We start from the raw sequence: 16,553 nt of genomic DNA, 5'->3' as shown, positions 1-16,553 counted from the left end.
CAGGCCTGCAACTCGATGTCCCGTTGCTCTTAACTCGCCAGGGCCGGCGCGATGCGCACGCGGTCCCGATCCAATACCTCGATAGTGCCGTGAACGCCACCGGTGAACAGCCCGTACCAGATGGCCGGTTTGACCCCGAGCACGCTGCGCTGGAATTCGATGGGCCCATCGGCATCGATGCGGTCGTAACCGGTCATCGGCACCACCCGGCAATCACCACGGTGAGCCGCGTCCTTGACGATCGAGGAAAACTCTTCGACCTGTGGGATATAGAGCCGGATCGGTGCGCTGCCGCTGCCGTTCCGGGCATCGATCAGTTGGGCTTTGCGCGCCCACACCTCGTCAATTTCAGTGACCCGGCGACCCTCCTCCCGCGCCTTGTCTTCGGCGTCCAGCGCGGCTTGCAGGGTCAGCAGACCGTCGCTGGCGTCCAGCGCACCCAAGGCGCGCAACTTGCGGGTGAACTCGATGAAATAACCATTGGGGTCGCGTACGTAAATCGACTCAATGACTTCATGGCGGGTTTCCACCGAGACGTTCAAACCGTGAGATTCCAGACGCTGTTTCCAGGCCTGCAATTCACCTTCACTCTGCACTTCCCAAGCGGTGTGGGTGGCGTCGAACACGTGGTCGTCCGGCGCCGGACGCATGTCGCTGCGACCTTCGAGAGCATCGGGCTGATCCGAGCCCAGGTAGTAGAAAAAGGCGATGGTGCTGCCCTTCCCGCTATCAAAGAAAAAGTGCAGGAAGTCGGGATGGGTTTCCGGTCCCCAACCTCTTGCAGAAATCACATGAATCAGCGGCAGACCGAGTTTGTCGCGGTAGAACTCGATGGTTTCTCGCAGCTTCCAGGTTGGACGCGCGGTGTGGTCGACACCGTGCAGCTGCAATGTAACGGGGGTGGGTTCCAAAGCGGTCATGGACGCCTCCAGCGTGGATCGAACGGGTTGGGTTACTGAGCAAAATGCTGATGCAGCCAGGTCGCCAGACGTTGACCGGCCTCACGACGGCCTAACGGGCCACCAGGCTGAATCGAACGACCGTGGTGGTCGCCGCTGACGCGATGGTGCTGTTTGTCCGCAGCACCGAGTGCATCGAAAATCTTTTGCACATCACCGGGAAAACAGGCCTGGTCACCGGTGTATTCGACCACCAGCGTGGGCTGGGTCAAGGCGTAGGCTGCTCGCGCCAGCGATGCATTGGACGACAACGCCGACCAGGTGGAGAGCCAGCTTTCGGGAGTGCATTGGCGGGCGAAGCCGACCGCGCCGTAGTTGGAAACGTAGGGATCACTGCCCCACAACGATCCAAAACGGCGCTCGGACGGGTCCAGGTTCAGGTCGAAACAGCGCAAGTCGGCGTCGGTGCGCCAGACATTGATAATCGGGGTGTGCGCGGCAACACGACGGTCTTCGGCGCTGGCGTCGCGGCCCAGTTCCTTGACGCGTTTGCGGGCAGCCTGGCGACGCTGGATCAACTCACGGGCCTGCTGATCGAGTCGTGCGACGCGTTCGTGCTGAGCCTCGCGATAGCGCTGGATGAAGGCTGGCGAATAGCGAGTGTCACTCGGGCCGTTGAAGCCATTGCCTGGGTTCAAGGGATCCAGTGCAGGATCGATCGACAGCGGATCGTTCTCGTCAGTCACCGACGGGTCGATGCAGTTCATCAACAGCGCGCCCTGCCCCGGATGCGGACCGATGAATACCAGTCCGGCCGGGATCGGCATGTTCAGCTCGGCCAGCAAGGTCGGACGCCCGCCCGGGGTTTTGGCGATGCGCTCGTCACCCGGTAGCGAAGCCTGTTCGGTGTAAAACGCATACAGGCCGGCACCACCGGAATTGCCGAGCAGAATGATTCGTTTGAAACCGATGGATTGCAGGTGATTGAGGCCGGCGGCCACGTCGTGCAGCGCCAGTTCGTGTTCCAGGCGCAGGTCGTTGCCGACCGAACGTGGTGCCTGGGACCAGGCGGCGTAGCCGGCTTCAACGATGTCCGGGATCAAGTAATGACAGGCCATGAACTCCCGTGGGTGCATGACGCAGACCACGGTATCGGTAGCGGTGGCTGGCTGGTACAGCGAACCGGAGGTCGCGGCCTTATCGGCAGTGCGCAGCACCACATTAGTGGTCGTGGTACTGGCGGGCACGTTACGTGGATTCCAATCGGTATTGAGGAATCCGGCAGTGGCTTGGGAAGACGCATGACTGTTCATTATTTTTCTCCAAACATCCGGGCAGCGATGTGCACGAATCTAAATTCGCTCAATTCGACACTTGTGTCAAATAAAAAACCAATTAGTCGACAAAAACAAAAAAACGCTCTCAACGCTCAATGCCAGTCACTGCAATCCATGTGTGAGCGGGCTTGCTCGCGAAAGCGGACTGTCAGCCACCCTTGATGCTGAATGACCCGCCATCTTCGCGAGCAAGCCCGCTCCCACAGGGCTTGCGGTGTCCTTGACTGAATGCCTGACCGTTTCAGGGCCAGGCATCGGCAACCAATGACGACCTCAGGAATCAGTGCCCTGCTTGGATTCCCAGCCCGTTAACGGCGTCTGGTAATGCAATTCGAACCGGCGCACCACAAAGCCCCAGCGTCCATTACGGCGTTCGAATGTGTCGGTGTAGAGCCCGCCGATCTGGGTCGGTCCGTCGTCGTTATCGATGACGAAGCAGTCCAGCGCTGCACGTGATGTGGCTTTATCGCCGTCGACATCGATGATGACGTTGGCCATCCAGTGGTGCATATGACGGATCTGGCTCCAGAACCCGTCGGCGGCTTTGACGATAGCGTCAAGTCCGTCGTAGTCACCGAACGACCCCATCAATAGCCTGGAATCGTTGAACCACAACGACTTCACCAGCGCCGGATCGCGGCTGTCGAATCCTTGGGCGTAACTGTTGATCAGGCGTTCGATGGCGATGCGACTTTCCAGGGCATCCAGGCGAGCAAGCAGTGTTTGGTCAGTCATGATGTTTCCTCGTTTTTATTGAACATAAAGTTTACTAATAGACATCCACGTCAATTATCGGGCGCAAAAAATCGCGACTCACTGCGCGGTATAGCCACCGTCGATGTACAACTCGGTGCCGGTAATGAACGCCGCCTCATCGCTTGCCAGAAACAGCATGCCCGCCGCGATATCCTCCGGCCGGCCCATATGCCCCATCGGCGTCTGGGCGATAACCCAGGCGTTCTTCTCCTCGGCTTGTTGATCGACAATCGGCGTGCGGATCAGCCCCGGGTGCACCGAGTTGACCCGAATGCCACGCTTGGCATAGGTCAACGCAGCGTTTTTGCTCAAATGACGAACCGCGCCTTTGCTGGCGTGGTAACTGGCAACGCCTTCAACCGCCACCGTGCCCCAAATCGAAGAGGTGTTAACGATGGCGCCCTTGCCCTTCTTCAGCATGCCGGGGATCACCGCGCGCATGCCCAGCATTACGGCGGTCTGATTGACCGCGATGACCTCGTTCCATTTATCCAGCTCGACCTCGTGCAGCGGGGTGTGGTCGATGATCCCGGCGTTGTTGATCAGCACGTCGATGTTGCCGAAGCGACCTTCGAGTTCGGCGACCAACGCGCTCCAGAATTCAGGATCGGCAACGTTACCCTGGCGGAATTCCTGGCCCGGAAGCAGTGGGTAACGGGGTTCCTCGCGATCGACCACGACCACCCGTTTCGCGCCCTCGGCAGTAAAACGGTCGCAAACCGCGCGGCCAATACCGCCGGTTCCGCCGGTGACTATGGCAATTCTTCCTTCAAGCTTCATCGTGAACGTCCTCTCTTGTTTTGATTACAAGCGCACCAGTCCACCGTCGGCCATGATGGTCTGGCCGGTCACCCAGGCACTGTCCTCGCTGGACAGAAACATCACGGTGCCGACGATATCCTCGGCGGTGCCGGGGCGCTTGATGGCCTGGGTCGCGGCGAGCATCTGGATCACCTCAGGATCGATACCCGACTTGCCCCCAGGTGTCAGTGACGCGGTGGGCCCCACGGCGTTGACGGTAATGCCATGCTCGGCGACGTCAGTCGCCAGCCCGCGAGTAAAACCGATGACCCCGGCCTTGCTCGACATGTAGTGGGCCAATCCGGGGGCTGCCAACCCCAGCGAGTTACTGGTCAGGTTGACGATGCGACCCCAGTGGCTCTTGATCATCGACGGCAGCACAGCCTTGACCATAAGGAACTGCGAATCGAGGTTGATCCTGTGCACTCGCTGCCACAGGGCGAAATCCACTTCGGCGAAAGGCTTGTTCGGATAAATCCCGGCGTTGTTGACCAGGATGTCGCACCGACCGAATGAGCTATCGATCAATTGCTGCAGCAGCGCGGTGGATTCCGGGTTCGAAACGTCGGCCCTGAGCCCCACGAAACGCGCGCCCAGGTCGGTCACTTTCGTGGCGGTTTCGGCGCAATCGGACAGGTCGACGCCGATCACATCGACGCCACGCTTGGCGAAACCGACGCTGATCGCCTGGCCGAAACCCTGAGCAGCGCCGGTCACGACGGCCACTTTACGAATGTCACTCATGATGGTTCTCCAATGAGGGCCGACCTTCAGCCGGCCGATAATGATCAGGCTGAGCGTTCAGCGGCCTCTTCAGCGAAGGTCGGTCGGCTTTTCTGTCGGGCAGCGTTGAGCCCCGCGACGTAGCCCATGGTGATGATCGGCCCCAGCGTGGCGCCACCGGCCCAATAACTGCCACCGGACATGGCGCCCGCGCAGTTGCCCACGGCATACAAGCCGTCGATGGGGGCGCCGGAGCGATTCAGGACTTGTGCGCTGACATCGGTGCGCGGACCGCCCTTGGTATCGAGGGTCGCCGGCGCGAGCAATGTCGCGTAGTAAGGCCCTTCGCTTGAAATCGGCCAGAGCGTTTCGTTTTTGTCGTTGCCGGGGCGTGCGCCCATGTTGAAATACAGCTCGATGGGCGTTTCGCCGCGATGAAAATCTTCGTCGCGCCCCTTCTCGGCAAAGCCGTTGAAGCGTTCGATGGTGCGATGGAGATTATCGAGAAAGCCGCCGTCCAGATTGAAACCGCCGGTATGGGTGGCAAAGCTGTCCAGACGCTCACGGAGCTTGCCTTCCAGCTCTGCCAGTGTGGCCGCTTCAAGAATGTGCGAGGTGTCGCCGCCATCCGGGCCGGTACCGCCGGAACTCTTGGCCCGGCCGATGGGATTGCCGTACTTGTCGCCCGCGTGAAATTGCCGGGTGGCCTCGTCCCAGAGCATCACCAGAATCAGATTCGGGTATTCGGCCTTTTGTGACTCCCAGGCCCAGAACGTCGGCACGATGTCTTGATACGGGGCTTTCTCGTTCACCACCCGACGGCCAAAACGATTGACGAAAATCATGCTGTCGCCGGGAATACTGAACGAACAAGTGGCGTCCGGCCGGTTGGCGATGGCACGGTCCAGCACCATCGGTGCCAGCCAGGAACCGTTCATGTTGACCAGTTCGGCACCCAATGCCTGGGCAATGGGAATGAAGTCGCCGGTGTTGGATTTGGCCGCACAGCCGCCAAACACCGGGCCTGGTAATGATTGCGTGCGCAGTTCGACGTTGTGGGTAAAACCACCGCTGGCGAAAATCACGGCTTTGCGCGCTCGAATCGCAACGGAGCCCGCGTCGGTGTGAGCGATGACACCCACCACCTGTTGCTGATCATTGACCACCGCCTGGCTCACGCGGTGCCCGGTACGCAGGTCGATGCCCTGCCCTTCAGCGGCTTTGGCGAAGACTTTGATCATGTCCGTGCCGTCGCCGACTTCATCGACGCCACCGCCGAACAGGTGCGGATAAATGATGCGGCCGTAGGGTGCCTTGTTTTCCGGCATTTGCGCGTAGTAGTCCGGCTGAATATCCCAACGTACCGGCTCCAGCGCGCCCCACTCGGTCAAATGCTCGATGGCTAAACCTGCGTTGTCATAGAACGCTTCGGTCATGCGGTATTCCCATTCGGTCAGGCCCAGATGAGGCTTGCCGGGGTCGTAGGACGCAGGGCGGGTCAGACGCGCCATGTATTTCAACGCGTCGGTCTTGGGGTCCTTGCGGCCATCGCCGCGCATAAAGTGATTGTTCGGCACCCAGTAGGCGGCCGCGGCTTTTTTCGTGGTACCGCCGATGTGCGCAGCCTTTTCCAGCTGGATCACCGAAGCGCCGTGCCTGCTCGCGGTGATCGCTGCCGAGAAGGCCCCGGCACCGGAGCCGACGACAACGATATCGGCTTCATCATCGAAGCGAACAGCGGATTCGTGAATCAATTCAGTCGCAAATCCTGAAAGGGACATGATGCTTCCTCGTTGTTTTTGTTATCGGGAAGGCTGGCTTGTCGAGCCAGCCTGACAGCGTGGTCTCGCAACTTGACTGGCGGTCGCGCCAATCAATAGGGGTAAGGCGGGACCTCCATCCGTGTCGTCACCCACTGCCACTCGGTGAACTGATCAGCGTTGGTCAGCGTGCTGTGGTTGAAACCGTTGCCGGACACGCCGACACCACCGATGGGACCGTAGACTTCATGCAGCACGGTCTGATCATTGATGTGAATGATCCCGGAATGCAGACGGTCAGCCATGCGTTGGGCGCGTGCCAGATCAGGCGTGACGATGGCGGCACTGAGGCCATAGTCGGTCTGGTTCGCCAGTGCGATGGCCTGCTCGTCGTTGCTGAACGTGGTGATGGCGGCCACCGGACCGAAGATCTCTTCATCGAACAACGACATGCCCGGCACGACATCTCGGATCACGGTCGGTTGGTAGAACAATCCGTCCCGTGAACCCCCGGCCACCAGCCTGGCGCCTTTGGCCAAAGAGGCGGCAACGATCCGGTCGACACCGGCGGCCTGGCGTTCATTGACGATCGGCCCCAAGTGCACGTCCCCGGTCGCCGGGTCGCCCACCACCAGTTTCTTCGCGCGTGCGGCCAGTGATTCGACGTACCTGTCGACAATCCGCTCATGCACCAAATGACGTCCGGTGGTCAGGCAGATTTGCCCCTGGTGGAAGAACGACCCCCAGGCACCGGCACTGGTGGCGGCTTCAATGTCGGCATCGTCGAGGACGATGTAGGGATTGTTGCCCCCCAGTTCCAGCGATACCCGCTTGAGCATCTCGCCGGCAATGCCGCCGATCTGGCGCCCGACTTTGGTCGAGCCGGTGAAGCTGATCATGTTCACCAACGGCTCGCGAACCAGTGCGTCTCCGGTTTCAGCGCCACCCGGCAGCACATGAAACAGGCCTTTGGGCAGGCCAGCCTCTTCCAGCAATTGGGCGAAGAACACGCCACCACAAATCGGCGATTGCGGATCCGGTTTGAGAATGACCGCATTGCCCATGGTCAACGCCGGGGCCACGGCGCGGGAGGCCAGCAAAAACGGTGAATTCCACGGAGTGATGATCCCGACGACACCAATCGGCATGCGCCGAGCCACGCTTTGCCGACCGACTTCCGCCGAGGCCGTCAGCACACCGCCGGGCTGACTGGCCAGCGCCGCAGCCTCCAGCACTTCACGCGCCGTCATGTGCACTTCCCATTGGCCTTTGGGTCGGATGGAGCCAGTTTCACGAACAATCATCTCGGCGATTTCGTCGCCGTGTTCAAGGACCAGTTGCGAGAAGCGCCGGATCACATCACCGCGCTGTGGCGCCGGCAAAGCAGCCCAGCTGATTTGCGCGGTTTTGGCAGACGCGGCCGCTGCGGCAACATTGCTGGCAGACGCGAAGCCGATGCGACCGAGTTCGGCGCCGGTGGCCTTCTCCAAGACTGCTTCAGTTCCGAGGCCGGGTTCGACCCAACCCTCGCTGTAGATCTTGCCGGCCCACAAGGCAGAGGGCGCAAGCCGTTGGTTACTCATGTTCAACTCCTTACGTTGTTATAGATCGCGGGCAAAACAGCCTGCCCGTTGAAGTCGTCGTGAAATGATCTTGCTCCGCTGAAAAATCACTGTCAATCACATAAGTCTATTATTAGACACAACAGTCAATTCAAGAGCCGAACAAGAAATCGAATGCTAGAAGGAAAACGGGTAATCGATGATGACCCGCACCTCATCCAGATTAGGCAGATCCGCGCGCTGCACCGCGGCATCCGAGCGCAGGGTGGCTTGGCGAACCCGTATCGACAGATCCTTTGCCGGCTCGCTCTGGACCACGTATCTCACTTCAAGATCGCGCTCCCAGCGGCTGCCATCGTCTATGGCCTTGAACCGCGAATAGGCGCCCGTTCCATAGCCACTGCCGTCGATGCCATCGCTGGTGAGGTAGCGCCCCATCAACGTCAGGCCTGGAACGCCGAATGCGACCATGTCCAAGTCATATCGCAGCTGCCAGGAATGTTCATGAGGCAGGTTGAAGTCAGCGTTCTGCGACTTGTTGGCAAGGAAGCCAACGGCGTCACCCGGCATGGTGCCAAACCCAAGGTAGTCATAGGGTTGGTTACCGTTGACCACCTGCCGTCCCAGTGTCAGTTTATGCGGGCCGCGTTTATAGGCCAGGCTCGCCGACCAAGTGTTGTTGTCAATACTTCCCGCCAATGATTTGCCGCTGTCCTCGGTGTGAAAACCGGCGAGTGACAGGCTGACAGCCTGCAAATTATCGATGGCCCAAACGTAATCGGCACTGGCGAAATACTGCTTCCAGATGTCCTGATAATGGGCGGCGAAGGCACCCAGCTTCAAGTTATCGGTGGCCTTGTAGAAGCCCCCGAAATAATCGACACGGGTAGCGTCAATCCGGGCATAGAACGCGCTCAGCGGGCCGTCATCATTGGTCGAGTTGACGCCGTTACCCGAAGTGAAGTGCCCGGCGTCGAAGCTCAAGCGTGGAATGTCGGTGCTCAACAACTGAAAGCCCTCGGCGCTGGAGGGAAACAAGCGCGCATTGGCCATGGCGAACACCGGGTTGAGCGGCATCAGGTTGCCGTACTTCAATTCGGTGCCAGACCAACGGACTTTCACCGCCCCGCCCCCTTCAGACCACTCGTCCTCCGGCTCGCCCTTGCTGTTAATCGGCAACAACATGTTGGGCGAGCGCCTGGGGCTGCCGTCGAGCTTGATGCCGAGCATGCCGTAGGCGTCAACACCAAAACCCACGAGTCCCTGGGTATACCCCGACTTGTAATCAAGAATGAACCCCTGTGCCCACTCCTGACGCAGATTGGTGGGGCCATAGTCACTGCGAAAATCACGATTGAAGTAGAAGTTGCGGCTGAGGAGCTTCGCCTTGCCGTCTTCGATGAAACCGGCGGCATCGCTCTGATCCTGCGCGAAAGAGAGGTTTGAGAAACCGATGAGCACAGCGGCCCAGGTCATCTTTGAAGGGATAACGGTCATGGTCATTTCATCCTGTATTTTTTGGATTTGTTCAGGATTTATGTTTGGAGTGCGGCCAGCTCATTACGGTTGCAATGCACCGGCACGGCGCTCCCGTTGTTTTTAGGGTGGTGCTCCCGGTGTGGAATGGCGCCTGTAGCAGGCGCCCGACAGACCTTCCCTTCATGCCGGAAACAATCTTGATCCGGCAAAATCCGGCCGTCAATCACAAAAGTCTAATATTAGACACAACAGTGAATCTCAGGACAAAACTGCCTTGGCATATCAGAGCAATGCTCAAACCATCATGGCCGCAATGTGTTCCGCCGCTGCGATGGTGGTCACGTTGGTCGCTGCCGAAATGGCGTCCGGAAAAATCGACGCATCGACCACCCGCAACCCTTTGAGTCCATGCACACGCCCCTGCAAATCCACCACCGCCGCCGGGTCGCTCACCAGCCCCATGGGTGCAGTGCCTGCCGGATGCTCGTAACTGTCCAGCGTTGCTTTGATCGCGGCGAGTATTTCTTCATCACTCCTGGCCCCCTCACCCGGCATCAACTCACTGGCGATCATCTCGCTCAACGGCGGACGTTTGGCGATGTTTCGCGACAGTTTCACCCCCTCCAGCAAACGTTCACGATCGTGCTTCTCGGCCAGGAAATTCAGATCGATGCGCGGTGCCGCAGCCGGATCGAGACTGTCCAGCCAGAACTTGCCACGAGACAACGGACGCGTCAGGGCCACGGCCAGCACAAACCCGGCACCGGTGGGGCTTTTGTCCTGAGGAAACAGGTGCGTCGCGGTGATATGCAGATCCAGTTCGCCGCGCGAGGCTGTTGAACTGTGCGTCCAGAGAAAGGCGCCAATCGCCGGCGACTGCGCGCCGAGTTTTTCCGGGCGTGCCGCGTAGGCGTTGTAGTAGAACGGATGGTCCACCAGGTTCTGCCCCACCGGCAGGTCGGCCACCACCGGCAGCCCCAGGCGCCGGGAATGCTCGGAGGGTGCAATGCCTGAGCGCATGAGCACCGCCGCGCTCCCGTAGACACCCGCCGACAACACGATTTCATGAGCGCTGTAGGAAGCACCATTCGCCAGCCGGATGCCATTCGCACGTTTTTGATCGAACAGCACCTTATCCACCAGGCCGTCCGAGATGATCGTCAGATTAGGTCGGGCGCGTACGGCGGTGGTCAGGTAGGCGATACCGGTGTTGATGCGTTCACCGTTGACGACATTCATCGCGTAAGGACCGACACCGTTTGCGTCCTCACCGTCAAAATCAGCGACGGCCTTGAATCCTGAGGCGACTGTTGAGTCGATGAAGGCTCGCTGCATCGGCGTCACATCAGCGTGGCTCAGTTGATGAACCGGCAGCGGGCCGTTTGCGCCATGTCGGCCGGTCGCCCCGCCGCTGTGCGTCTCGAGTTTGATAAACGCCGGCAGCACTTCGTTATAGCTCCAACCGGGCAGATTCCAGCGGGCAAAATCCTCTGGCCGCGCCCTTGCAGCCACCGCGCCGTTGATCGCGGAACTGCCGCCGACGACTTTGCCGCGAATGGCCAGAATCGGATGCCCGACATATCCCGGCTCGGTCTTGTAGCCCCACTCGAAGCGCGGGTCCAGGTTCGCGCCCACGGTGTCCGATTTTGCCAACACCTCAGGATAACTGCCGGGCGCGTAATTGTTGCCCGCCTCCAGCAGCAACACACGGCGCTTCGGGTTCTCGCTCAAGCGCGCCGCCATGACAGCGCCGGCCGATCCAGCACCGACAATGATGACATCGAAGGGAGCATCACCACTGCCGAGCTTGCCGTCGGCGTAGGCTTCACGTCCGACACCCAGGCCTGCGCCGACCAGGGTGACGGCGGACAACGCCAGTGTTTGTCCGAGAACGTTCCTTCGACCGGGATTGATCAAATCGGTTGGATCACTCATGAAATCACCTCGTTTGGCCGGCTCTGCCGGGAATAGTCACGGCAGAATCTAGGCGTGGAGCCCTACGAGGAACAGGTAGTAAAAGCCGATTCAGCGTTCGGTAATTCCGAACGACTCGAAGGAAGACCGAACGGATTGGCATGGCATAGACTGACGTCTACGCAAGGGCTGCGATGTCACGCCAACAGAGCAAAGGGCTGAAACGAGTGAACAAACTGGTCGAAATGAGCACGTTCGTGGCCGTTGTCGATGCCGGCAGCCTGGCCGCCGCCGCGCGCGGGTTGGGCACCAGCAAATCGGTGGTGAGCGCCCGCCTCGCGGCGTTGGAATCGCGCCTGAAAGTCCCGTTATTCAGTCGTGATCGACAGCTCCACGTCAACGACGCCGGACTGCGTTTCTACGAACATTGCGTCAGCATTCTGGATGATGTCGCCAGCGCCGAGGACGGCATGCAATCCGCCTACGCAGGCTTCAGTGGCAATCTGCGTATCGCCACGCCGATGGTGCTGGGGCTGCGCTACCTGTCCCCCATCCTGACTGAATTCGCGCTCGTCCATCCCGACCTGCGCCTGGACATCCGTGCCAGCGACGACTTCGTCAACCCGCTGGACGAAAGCTTCGACCTGATCATCCGGGCCGGCCGGATACCTGACGGCGCGGTCGTCGCCAAACCGCTGGTGCCCAACCACCACGTTATTTGTGCCAGCCCTGCATACCTCGCCAAACGCGGCACGCCGCGGCATCCCATCGAACTGAACCAGCATGACGGGTTGTTCTACAGCCTTGGCCAAAACGACCGGTTCTGGAATTTGCCGGTCGGCGACGAACTCCAGCGATTCAGCATCCGCTCACGACTGCGAAGCGACAGCGGCTTTCAATTGCTGGATGCCGCCAAGGCCGGTTTGGGGATCGCGATCATGCCGACCTTCCTCGTTGCCGATGCGATTGTGGCGGGTGAACTGGTGGTTGTGCTGGAGGACTATGCGCCAAAGGGCAGCGTGATTTCGGTCATCTTCAAACCTTCGAAACGTGGTTCGCAGAAGATCAACGCGCTGGTTGAATTGCTCAAGGCGCGTTTGGGTAACCCGGCGGTTTGGGATCTGGCGATACACCGCATCAGCCTGAGCGAAACGGAACGCCTTGCCGACACAGCACCCGTTGCCACTCGGTAATTCGGACGATGATCACGGTGACAGGTGAAATCCCTGTATCAGCCCTTGGCATAAAACATCGTTAAACATGTTTCATGAACAGACGCTGCTTATCACCTACCCTCGAGTTTCCAACATAGTGAAATACAGGAGTACTCCACCATGTTCTCGCACGAAAGCATCCCGCTGATTTCATTCTTCATCATCATGCTGCTTTGTGTACTTGCGGCCGTTCTCCATCCCGTACACGCCTTAGTGAGCTGGGTTAACAGGCGAAAACGCAGAGCCACCCTCAAACATACGGAGCAAGTGAGGAAGCTTTATTCGCGCTGATTGATGTCCAAAGAGGCCCGGCCAAGTCCGGGCTTTTTATTGTCTGCCAGAAACGAAAAAGCGCAGCAGCCACCGGTTAAACACCGGTTACTGCCACGCCTTGATCAAACGCTCTTGAATACTTGCCTGAGTGTCGCCCTATCGGCCATTGCGAATCATATCCGCCGCCTTTTCGCCAATCATGATGCACACCGAGTTGGGGTTGCCTGAAATCAACGTGGGCATGACCGACGCGTCGGCCACTCGCAGCCCTTCAATGCCATGCACCTTCAGATCCGGGCCGACCACCGAGCGCTCATCCACGCCCATGCGACAGGTGCCGGACGGATGCAACGCCGCGTGGGCCTCTTCGTGGCAGAACTTCTTCATGGCCTCGCGCGACGTGACCGATGCGTCCGGCACATGACGCCGCGCCAGATAGGGTGTGAAGGCCGCCTGGGACATGATTTCCTCGCCCACCAGGCAACCGTCCACCAGGCTTTCAATGTCGTAAGGGTCGGAGAAATAGTTGGGCACGATACGCGGCGGCGACATCGGGTCGGCGGAATACAGCTCGACGTAGCCCCTGGATTTTGGACGGATCTGGCCCAGGTTCAGGGTGCAGCCATTGCCCCCCGGAACAGAGTCAACGCCCTCTTCAATGCCCGCGCCCACGACCATGAAATACTGGATATCCGGATTCGTGGCCGCTTTGTCGCCCCACCAGAATGCCCCGCCTTCAATCAGGTTGGAGGCTGCCGGGCCTTGCCGGAACAGGGCGTATTGCAAACCCGCCATCATCTTCCAATGCAGTTTTTTGTACTTGTCGTAGCTGTGTGGGCCCGTCAACTCATACACCAGCGACACTTCGATATGGTCCTGAAGGTTCTGCCCCACGCCGGGCAAATCCTTGATCACTTTGATGCCGTGCTTTTCAAGCTGTGCGGCGGGGCCGATACCGGACAACATCAACAAACGCGGTGAGTTGATCGCGCCGGACGACAGGACGATTTCCTTTTCGGCATGCATCACCTGACGCACACCCTTCTCGATGTATTCCACACCAATGGCCTTGTTGCCCTGCATCAGAATGCGGATCACACGGCAACCGGTCTTGATCGTCAGGTTCTTGCGTGACTTCGCGGGTGCCAGGTACGCCACTGCCGCACTGCTGCGAAAACCATTCTTGGCCGTGATCTGATACAGCCCGCAACCTTCAGGTTTGCCCGAGTTGAAGTCCTCGTTGTAAGGCAAGCCGTACTGCTGGCAAGCACGCAGCCACACTTTGGTCAGTGGGTGAACATTGATCGGATCAGATACCCCCAACGGCCCACCCACGCCGTGGACGTCGTTACAGAAACGCTCGTTGTCTTCGGCCTTCTTGAAGTAAGGCAACACGTCCTTGTAAGCCCAGCCGGTGGCGCCCTGCTCGGCCCAACTGTCGTAGTCGGCGGGTACGCCACGGATGTAGATCATCGCATTGACCGAACTCCCGCCTCCCAGCACGCTGGCCTGGACCATGGTCGGCGTTTCAGTCCTGCGTTGATCTTCGGTGGGTTCCCAGGCATAGCGCTTGAGCAGCGGGCCTTGCGCCGTTTTGTAGTACGCGCCGGGAATATGGATGTAGGGGTTGCGATCGCGAGGCCCCTCTTCAAACAGAACCACGGACGCAGACGTATCTTCGCTGAGTCTCGATGCCACCGTGCAGCCCGTCGAGCCGCCTCCGATTACGATGAAATCCACCATGACGACTTAAGACCTTTTATGGGGTAACGAGGGAGTGATTAATCCGAGGGAACGACGCTTTATCGTCCAACGAGGCTGACTAAAAGCGCCTTCAGCTCTTTCGCGACCTCATAGCTGTTTTGTTGCTGCTGTTTCTTGCAAAACAACTCGCAGCTCCACCAGCCGTCGTAACCGGTGGCCTTCACCGCGTCCGTCCACTCGGCGAGGTTCAAGATCCCGCTTCCGGTCGGTATGTCCCGCAGGATTTCTTCATTGGGAATGCCCCCGGCAAACGGCAGTGAGTCACACACGTGCACGCCGTAGATCACGTCTTTGTTCATGCGCGCGATGTCTTCGGGCCTGACGCCGGAGGTAAAGCAATGCCAGTAATCGATCACCATTTTGACGTTGCTGCGTTCGGTGCGATCGATGAGCTGTAGTTGATGGGCCAGAGTGTTCAGTGGCGTCCAGGACAGTGCTTCGAGATAAAGCAGGACGTCGTATTGCTTGGCCAAATCCGCCAGCAGCGCAAGGTTGCGGGCGGTCAATGCAAATTGTTCAGCTTCATCGTGCCCCAGCAAACCGCTGTAATAAGCACTGGTGCCGTGCTTCTGCCAATCGATCACCGCTTGTACGTTGATCGGCCCGGTGAGCACTTGCACACCTTTGGCGCCGGCCAGATTGGCCAGTTGAAAAAGCCGTTCCGCCTCCTTCAGCAAATCGTCGCGTTCGGCGCCCAGGCGTTCGATGTCCCTCAGGTAGCCGATCCCGGTGACGTGGGTATTGCTCAGCAGCGCTTTGAGTTCCGACTCGGAATGACCGGCCTGCAAATAGGCTTCCAGTTTGCCGCTGTAGATCTCCAGCGCATCGAAACCGACGGTCTTTGCAATGTCGATATCCATCGCCAACGTCGAATGTTTGGCGACGGTGGAATGCAAGGCCAGGATGTTGTTTTGAGTGTGCATATCAGGCTCCTACCGTTGACATTCAGTGTAGAGCGATAGGGTTTCGGCCGTTATTTCGCACTCGAGGCAAATGCGGCGCAACCTGACGCAGTCACTGCGTCAGGTGTCGATGCTCCCACAAGGGTTACAGGACAGAATTCGCGAGGCGGTTGGCCAACGTGGAAACGGCCATTGCAGCCGAGTCCAGTCGCTCCTGCGACAACCGTCCCTGAGCGACAGCCGCGGTGATGGTGCGAACGATCTGCGGAATGTCAGGCATCGCCTTGGCGGAAATCAGCAACAGATCCGCCCCCGCGTTCAGCGCCGCCACCGCCACTTCACCGAGCGACAGGTTTCCGATGGTTGAGCGGTGGTCCAGGTCAATGGTCATGACCAAGCCCTTGAACCCCAGTTCCTGGCGCAGCAAACCGATCAGCTCGGGAGAAATCGATGCGGCTGCAGGCGGCTCGCAGGCCGCAAAGATTGCCGGCCCCATCATCACCGCTTCCGCCCCGGCCTCCACTCCGGCTTGAAATGCAGGCCAGTAGGCACGCAGTTGATCCAGCGACTCGTTGACCACTGCCACTTCAGTGGCCGGTTGCTTCAGCAGCACCGGATGCCCGGGAAAATGCTTCAACGTGCTGGCCATCCCGGCCCGTCGCACGCCGCGGACGTAAGCACCCACCATCGCAGCCGCACGCTCGACATCATCGCTAAGCGTGCGCCCCTGCAACCAGACGTTGGTGCCGCCCACCACATCGGCGGTCGGCGACAGCAGCAGATTCACCCCTGCATTGCGCACGGCTGTCGCGACCTCAAAGCACGCCTCTTCAAGCTCAACCATGTCCATCGCCCTGGCCCGTTCGGGCTCGGGCAGCGCCGGGGCTATGCCTTGCAAACGGTGCACGGCGGAGATGTCTGCATCGGCGGCGAGCAGCAACGGACCGCCCAGCTCCGTTGCCGTGCCGGTGAACCGTTGCCATTTTTCCAGGGTTTCCGCTTGCAGGCGGCTCGCGCTCATTTTGCCGCTGACGTACTCCTGCGCGGTCTCGCCGAAAAGCAGGCTGCGCCCGCCACTGCCGAGGAAACGGCGCACGCCATCATTCATGTCCAGATCGAGCAAAACCGGAAACAGGACGCTGTATGCCTTGCTTTCAAGAGTGCTCATG

Annotated in this window: 13 protein-coding genes; 1 reads left to right on the top strand and 12 read right to left on the bottom strand. The window is 59.5% G+C overall.

Going from position 1 to position 16,553, the window contains the following annotated elements; all coding sequences use genetic code 11:
• Nucleotides 1-29 precede the first annotated feature (29 nt).
• The 9 genes from BK667_RS08110 to BK667_RS08070 form a co-directional block, all read right to left on the bottom strand.
• Complete coding sequence (locus BK667_RS08110) at nt 30-920, bottom strand: VOC family protein (protein WP_123512840.1); 891 nt, start codon at nt 918-920, stop codon at nt 30-32.
• A gap of 32 nt (nt 921-952) precedes the next feature.
• Nucleotides 953-2,212: an alpha/beta fold hydrolase gene (locus BK667_RS08105; protein ID WP_123597287.1), complete on the bottom strand. Its 1,260-nt coding sequence runs from the start codon at nt 2,210-2,212 to the stop codon at nt 953-955.
• A gap of 297 nt (nt 2,213-2,509) precedes the next feature.
• Nucleotides 2,510-2,971 carry a nuclear transport factor 2 family protein gene (locus BK667_RS08100; protein ID WP_123597286.1) on the bottom strand — a complete coding sequence of 154 codons (462 nt, stop codon included), beginning with the start codon at nt 2,969-2,971 and terminating at the stop codon, nt 2,510-2,512.
• A 78-nt stretch (nt 2,972-3,049) separates the two neighbouring features.
• Nucleotides 3,050-3,772 (bottom strand): SDR family NAD(P)-dependent oxidoreductase, encoded by a 723-nt coding sequence (locus BK667_RS08095; protein ID WP_123597285.1) that lies wholly within the window; start codon nt 3,770-3,772, stop codon nt 3,050-3,052.
• Between the two features lie 24 nt (nt 3,773-3,796).
• Entirely contained in the window at nt 3,797-4,537 is a 741-nt protein-coding gene (locus BK667_RS08090; protein ID WP_123597284.1) for an SDR family NAD(P)-dependent oxidoreductase, read from the bottom strand.
• 44 nt (nt 4,538-4,581) lie between these two features.
• Nucleotides 4,582-6,297, bottom strand: coding sequence for an FAD-dependent oxidoreductase (locus BK667_RS08085; RefSeq protein ID WP_123597283.1), 1,716 nt, complete (start codon nt 6,295-6,297; stop codon nt 4,582-4,584).
• Nucleotides 6,298-6,389: 92 nt separating this feature from the next.
• Entirely contained in the window at nt 6,390-7,859 is a 1,470-nt protein-coding gene (locus BK667_RS08080; protein ID WP_123597282.1) for a benzaldehyde dehydrogenase, read from the bottom strand.
• Nucleotides 7,860-8,015: 156 nt separating this feature from the next.
• The gene (locus BK667_RS08075; RefSeq protein WP_123597406.1) at nt 8,016-9,335 is read right to left on the bottom strand and encodes an OprD family porin; all 1,320 of its coding nucleotides are present in this window, start codon (nt 9,333-9,335) and stop codon (nt 8,016-8,018) included.
• Nucleotides 9,336-9,611: 276 nt separating this feature from the next.
• On the bottom strand, nt 9,612-11,252 hold the full coding sequence (locus BK667_RS08070; RefSeq protein ID WP_123597281.1) for a GMC family oxidoreductase: 1,641 nt from the start codon (nt 11,250-11,252) through the stop codon (nt 9,612-9,614).
• A gap of 206 nt (nt 11,253-11,458) precedes the next feature.
• On the opposite strand from BK667_RS08070, the gene BK667_RS08065 reads away from it, so the two are divergent.
• Entirely contained in the window at nt 11,459-12,424 is a 966-nt protein-coding gene (locus tag BK667_RS08065) for a LysR family transcriptional regulator (RefSeq protein ID WP_123597405.1), read from the top strand.
• Between the two features lie 450 nt (nt 12,425-12,874).
• Here BK667_RS08065 and BK667_RS08060 read toward each other — a convergent pair whose 3' ends face one another.
• The 3 genes from BK667_RS08060 to BK667_RS08050 all read right to left on the bottom strand — a co-directional run bounded on the left by BK667_RS08060 (nt 12,875) and on the right by BK667_RS08050 (nt 16,552).
• Entirely contained in the window at nt 12,875-14,461 is a 1,587-nt protein-coding gene (locus BK667_RS08060) for a GMC family oxidoreductase (protein ID WP_123597280.1), read from the bottom strand.
• Nucleotides 14,462-14,520: 59 nt separating this feature from the next.
• Complete coding sequence (locus tag BK667_RS08055; protein ID WP_123597279.1) at nt 14,521-15,405, bottom strand: sugar phosphate isomerase/epimerase family protein; 885 nt, start codon at nt 15,403-15,405, stop codon at nt 14,521-14,523.
• A gap of 124 nt (nt 15,406-15,529) precedes the next feature.
• Nucleotides 15,530-16,552 carry a glycoside hydrolase family 3 N-terminal domain-containing protein gene (locus tag BK667_RS08050; protein WP_123597278.1) on the bottom strand — a complete coding sequence of 341 codons (1,023 nt, stop codon included), beginning with the start codon at nt 16,550-16,552 and terminating at the stop codon, nt 15,530-15,532.
• Nucleotide 16,553 lies beyond the last annotated feature (1 nt).

This window comes from Pseudomonas frederiksbergensis, from assembly GCF_003732705.1.
Taxonomy (GTDB): domain Bacteria; phylum Pseudomonadota; class Gammaproteobacteria; order Pseudomonadales; family Pseudomonadaceae; genus Aquipseudomonas; species Aquipseudomonas frederiksbergensis_F.
Note: the sequence above shows the minus strand (reverse complement) of the source record. Positions and strands in the feature narration are given on the sequence as shown.

Bases quoted from the DNA above. Each gene is read 5' to 3' on its own strand.
- BK667_RS08110 (WP_123512840.1), bottom strand. From the start codon at position 920: ATGACCGCTTTGGAACCCACCCCCGTTACATTGCAGCTGCACGGTGTC.
- BK667_RS08105 (WP_123597287.1), bottom strand. From the start codon at position 2,212: ATGAACAGTCATGCGTCTTCCCAAGCCACTGCCGGATTCCTCAATACC.
- BK667_RS08100 (WP_123597286.1), bottom strand. From the start codon at position 2,971: ATGACTGACCAAACACTGCTTGCTCGCCTGGATGCCCTGGAAAGTCGC.
- BK667_RS08095 (WP_123597285.1), bottom strand. From the start codon at position 3,772: ATGAAGCTTGAAGGAAGAATTGCCATAGTCACCGGCGGAACCGGCGGT.
- BK667_RS08090 (WP_123597284.1), bottom strand. From the start codon at position 4,537: ATGAGTGACATTCGTAAAGTGGCCGTCGTGACCGGCGCTGCTCAGGGT.
- BK667_RS08085 (WP_123597283.1), bottom strand. From the start codon at position 6,297: ATGTCCCTTTCAGGATTTGCGACTGAATTGATTCACGAATCCGCTGTT.
- BK667_RS08080 (WP_123597282.1), bottom strand. From the start codon at position 7,859: ATGAGTAACCAACGGCTTGCGCCCTCTGCCTTGTGGGCCGGCAAGATC.
- BK667_RS08075 (WP_123597406.1), bottom strand. From the start codon at position 9,335: ATGACCGTTATCCCTTCAAAGATGACCTGGGCCGCTGTGCTCATCGGT.
- BK667_RS08070 (WP_123597281.1), bottom strand. From the start codon at position 11,252: ATGAGTGATCCAACCGATTTGATCAATCCCGGTCGAAGGAACGTTCTC.
- BK667_RS08060 (WP_123597280.1), bottom strand. From the start codon at position 14,461: ATGGTGGATTTCATCGTAATCGGAGGCGGCTCGACGGGCTGCACGGTG.
- BK667_RS08055 (WP_123597279.1), bottom strand. From the start codon at position 15,405: ATGCACACTCAAAACAACATCCTGGCCTTGCATTCCACCGTCGCCAAA.
- BK667_RS08050 (WP_123597278.1), bottom strand. From the start codon at position 16,552: ATGAGCACTCTTGAAAGCAAGGCATACAGCGTCCTGTTTCCGGTTTTG.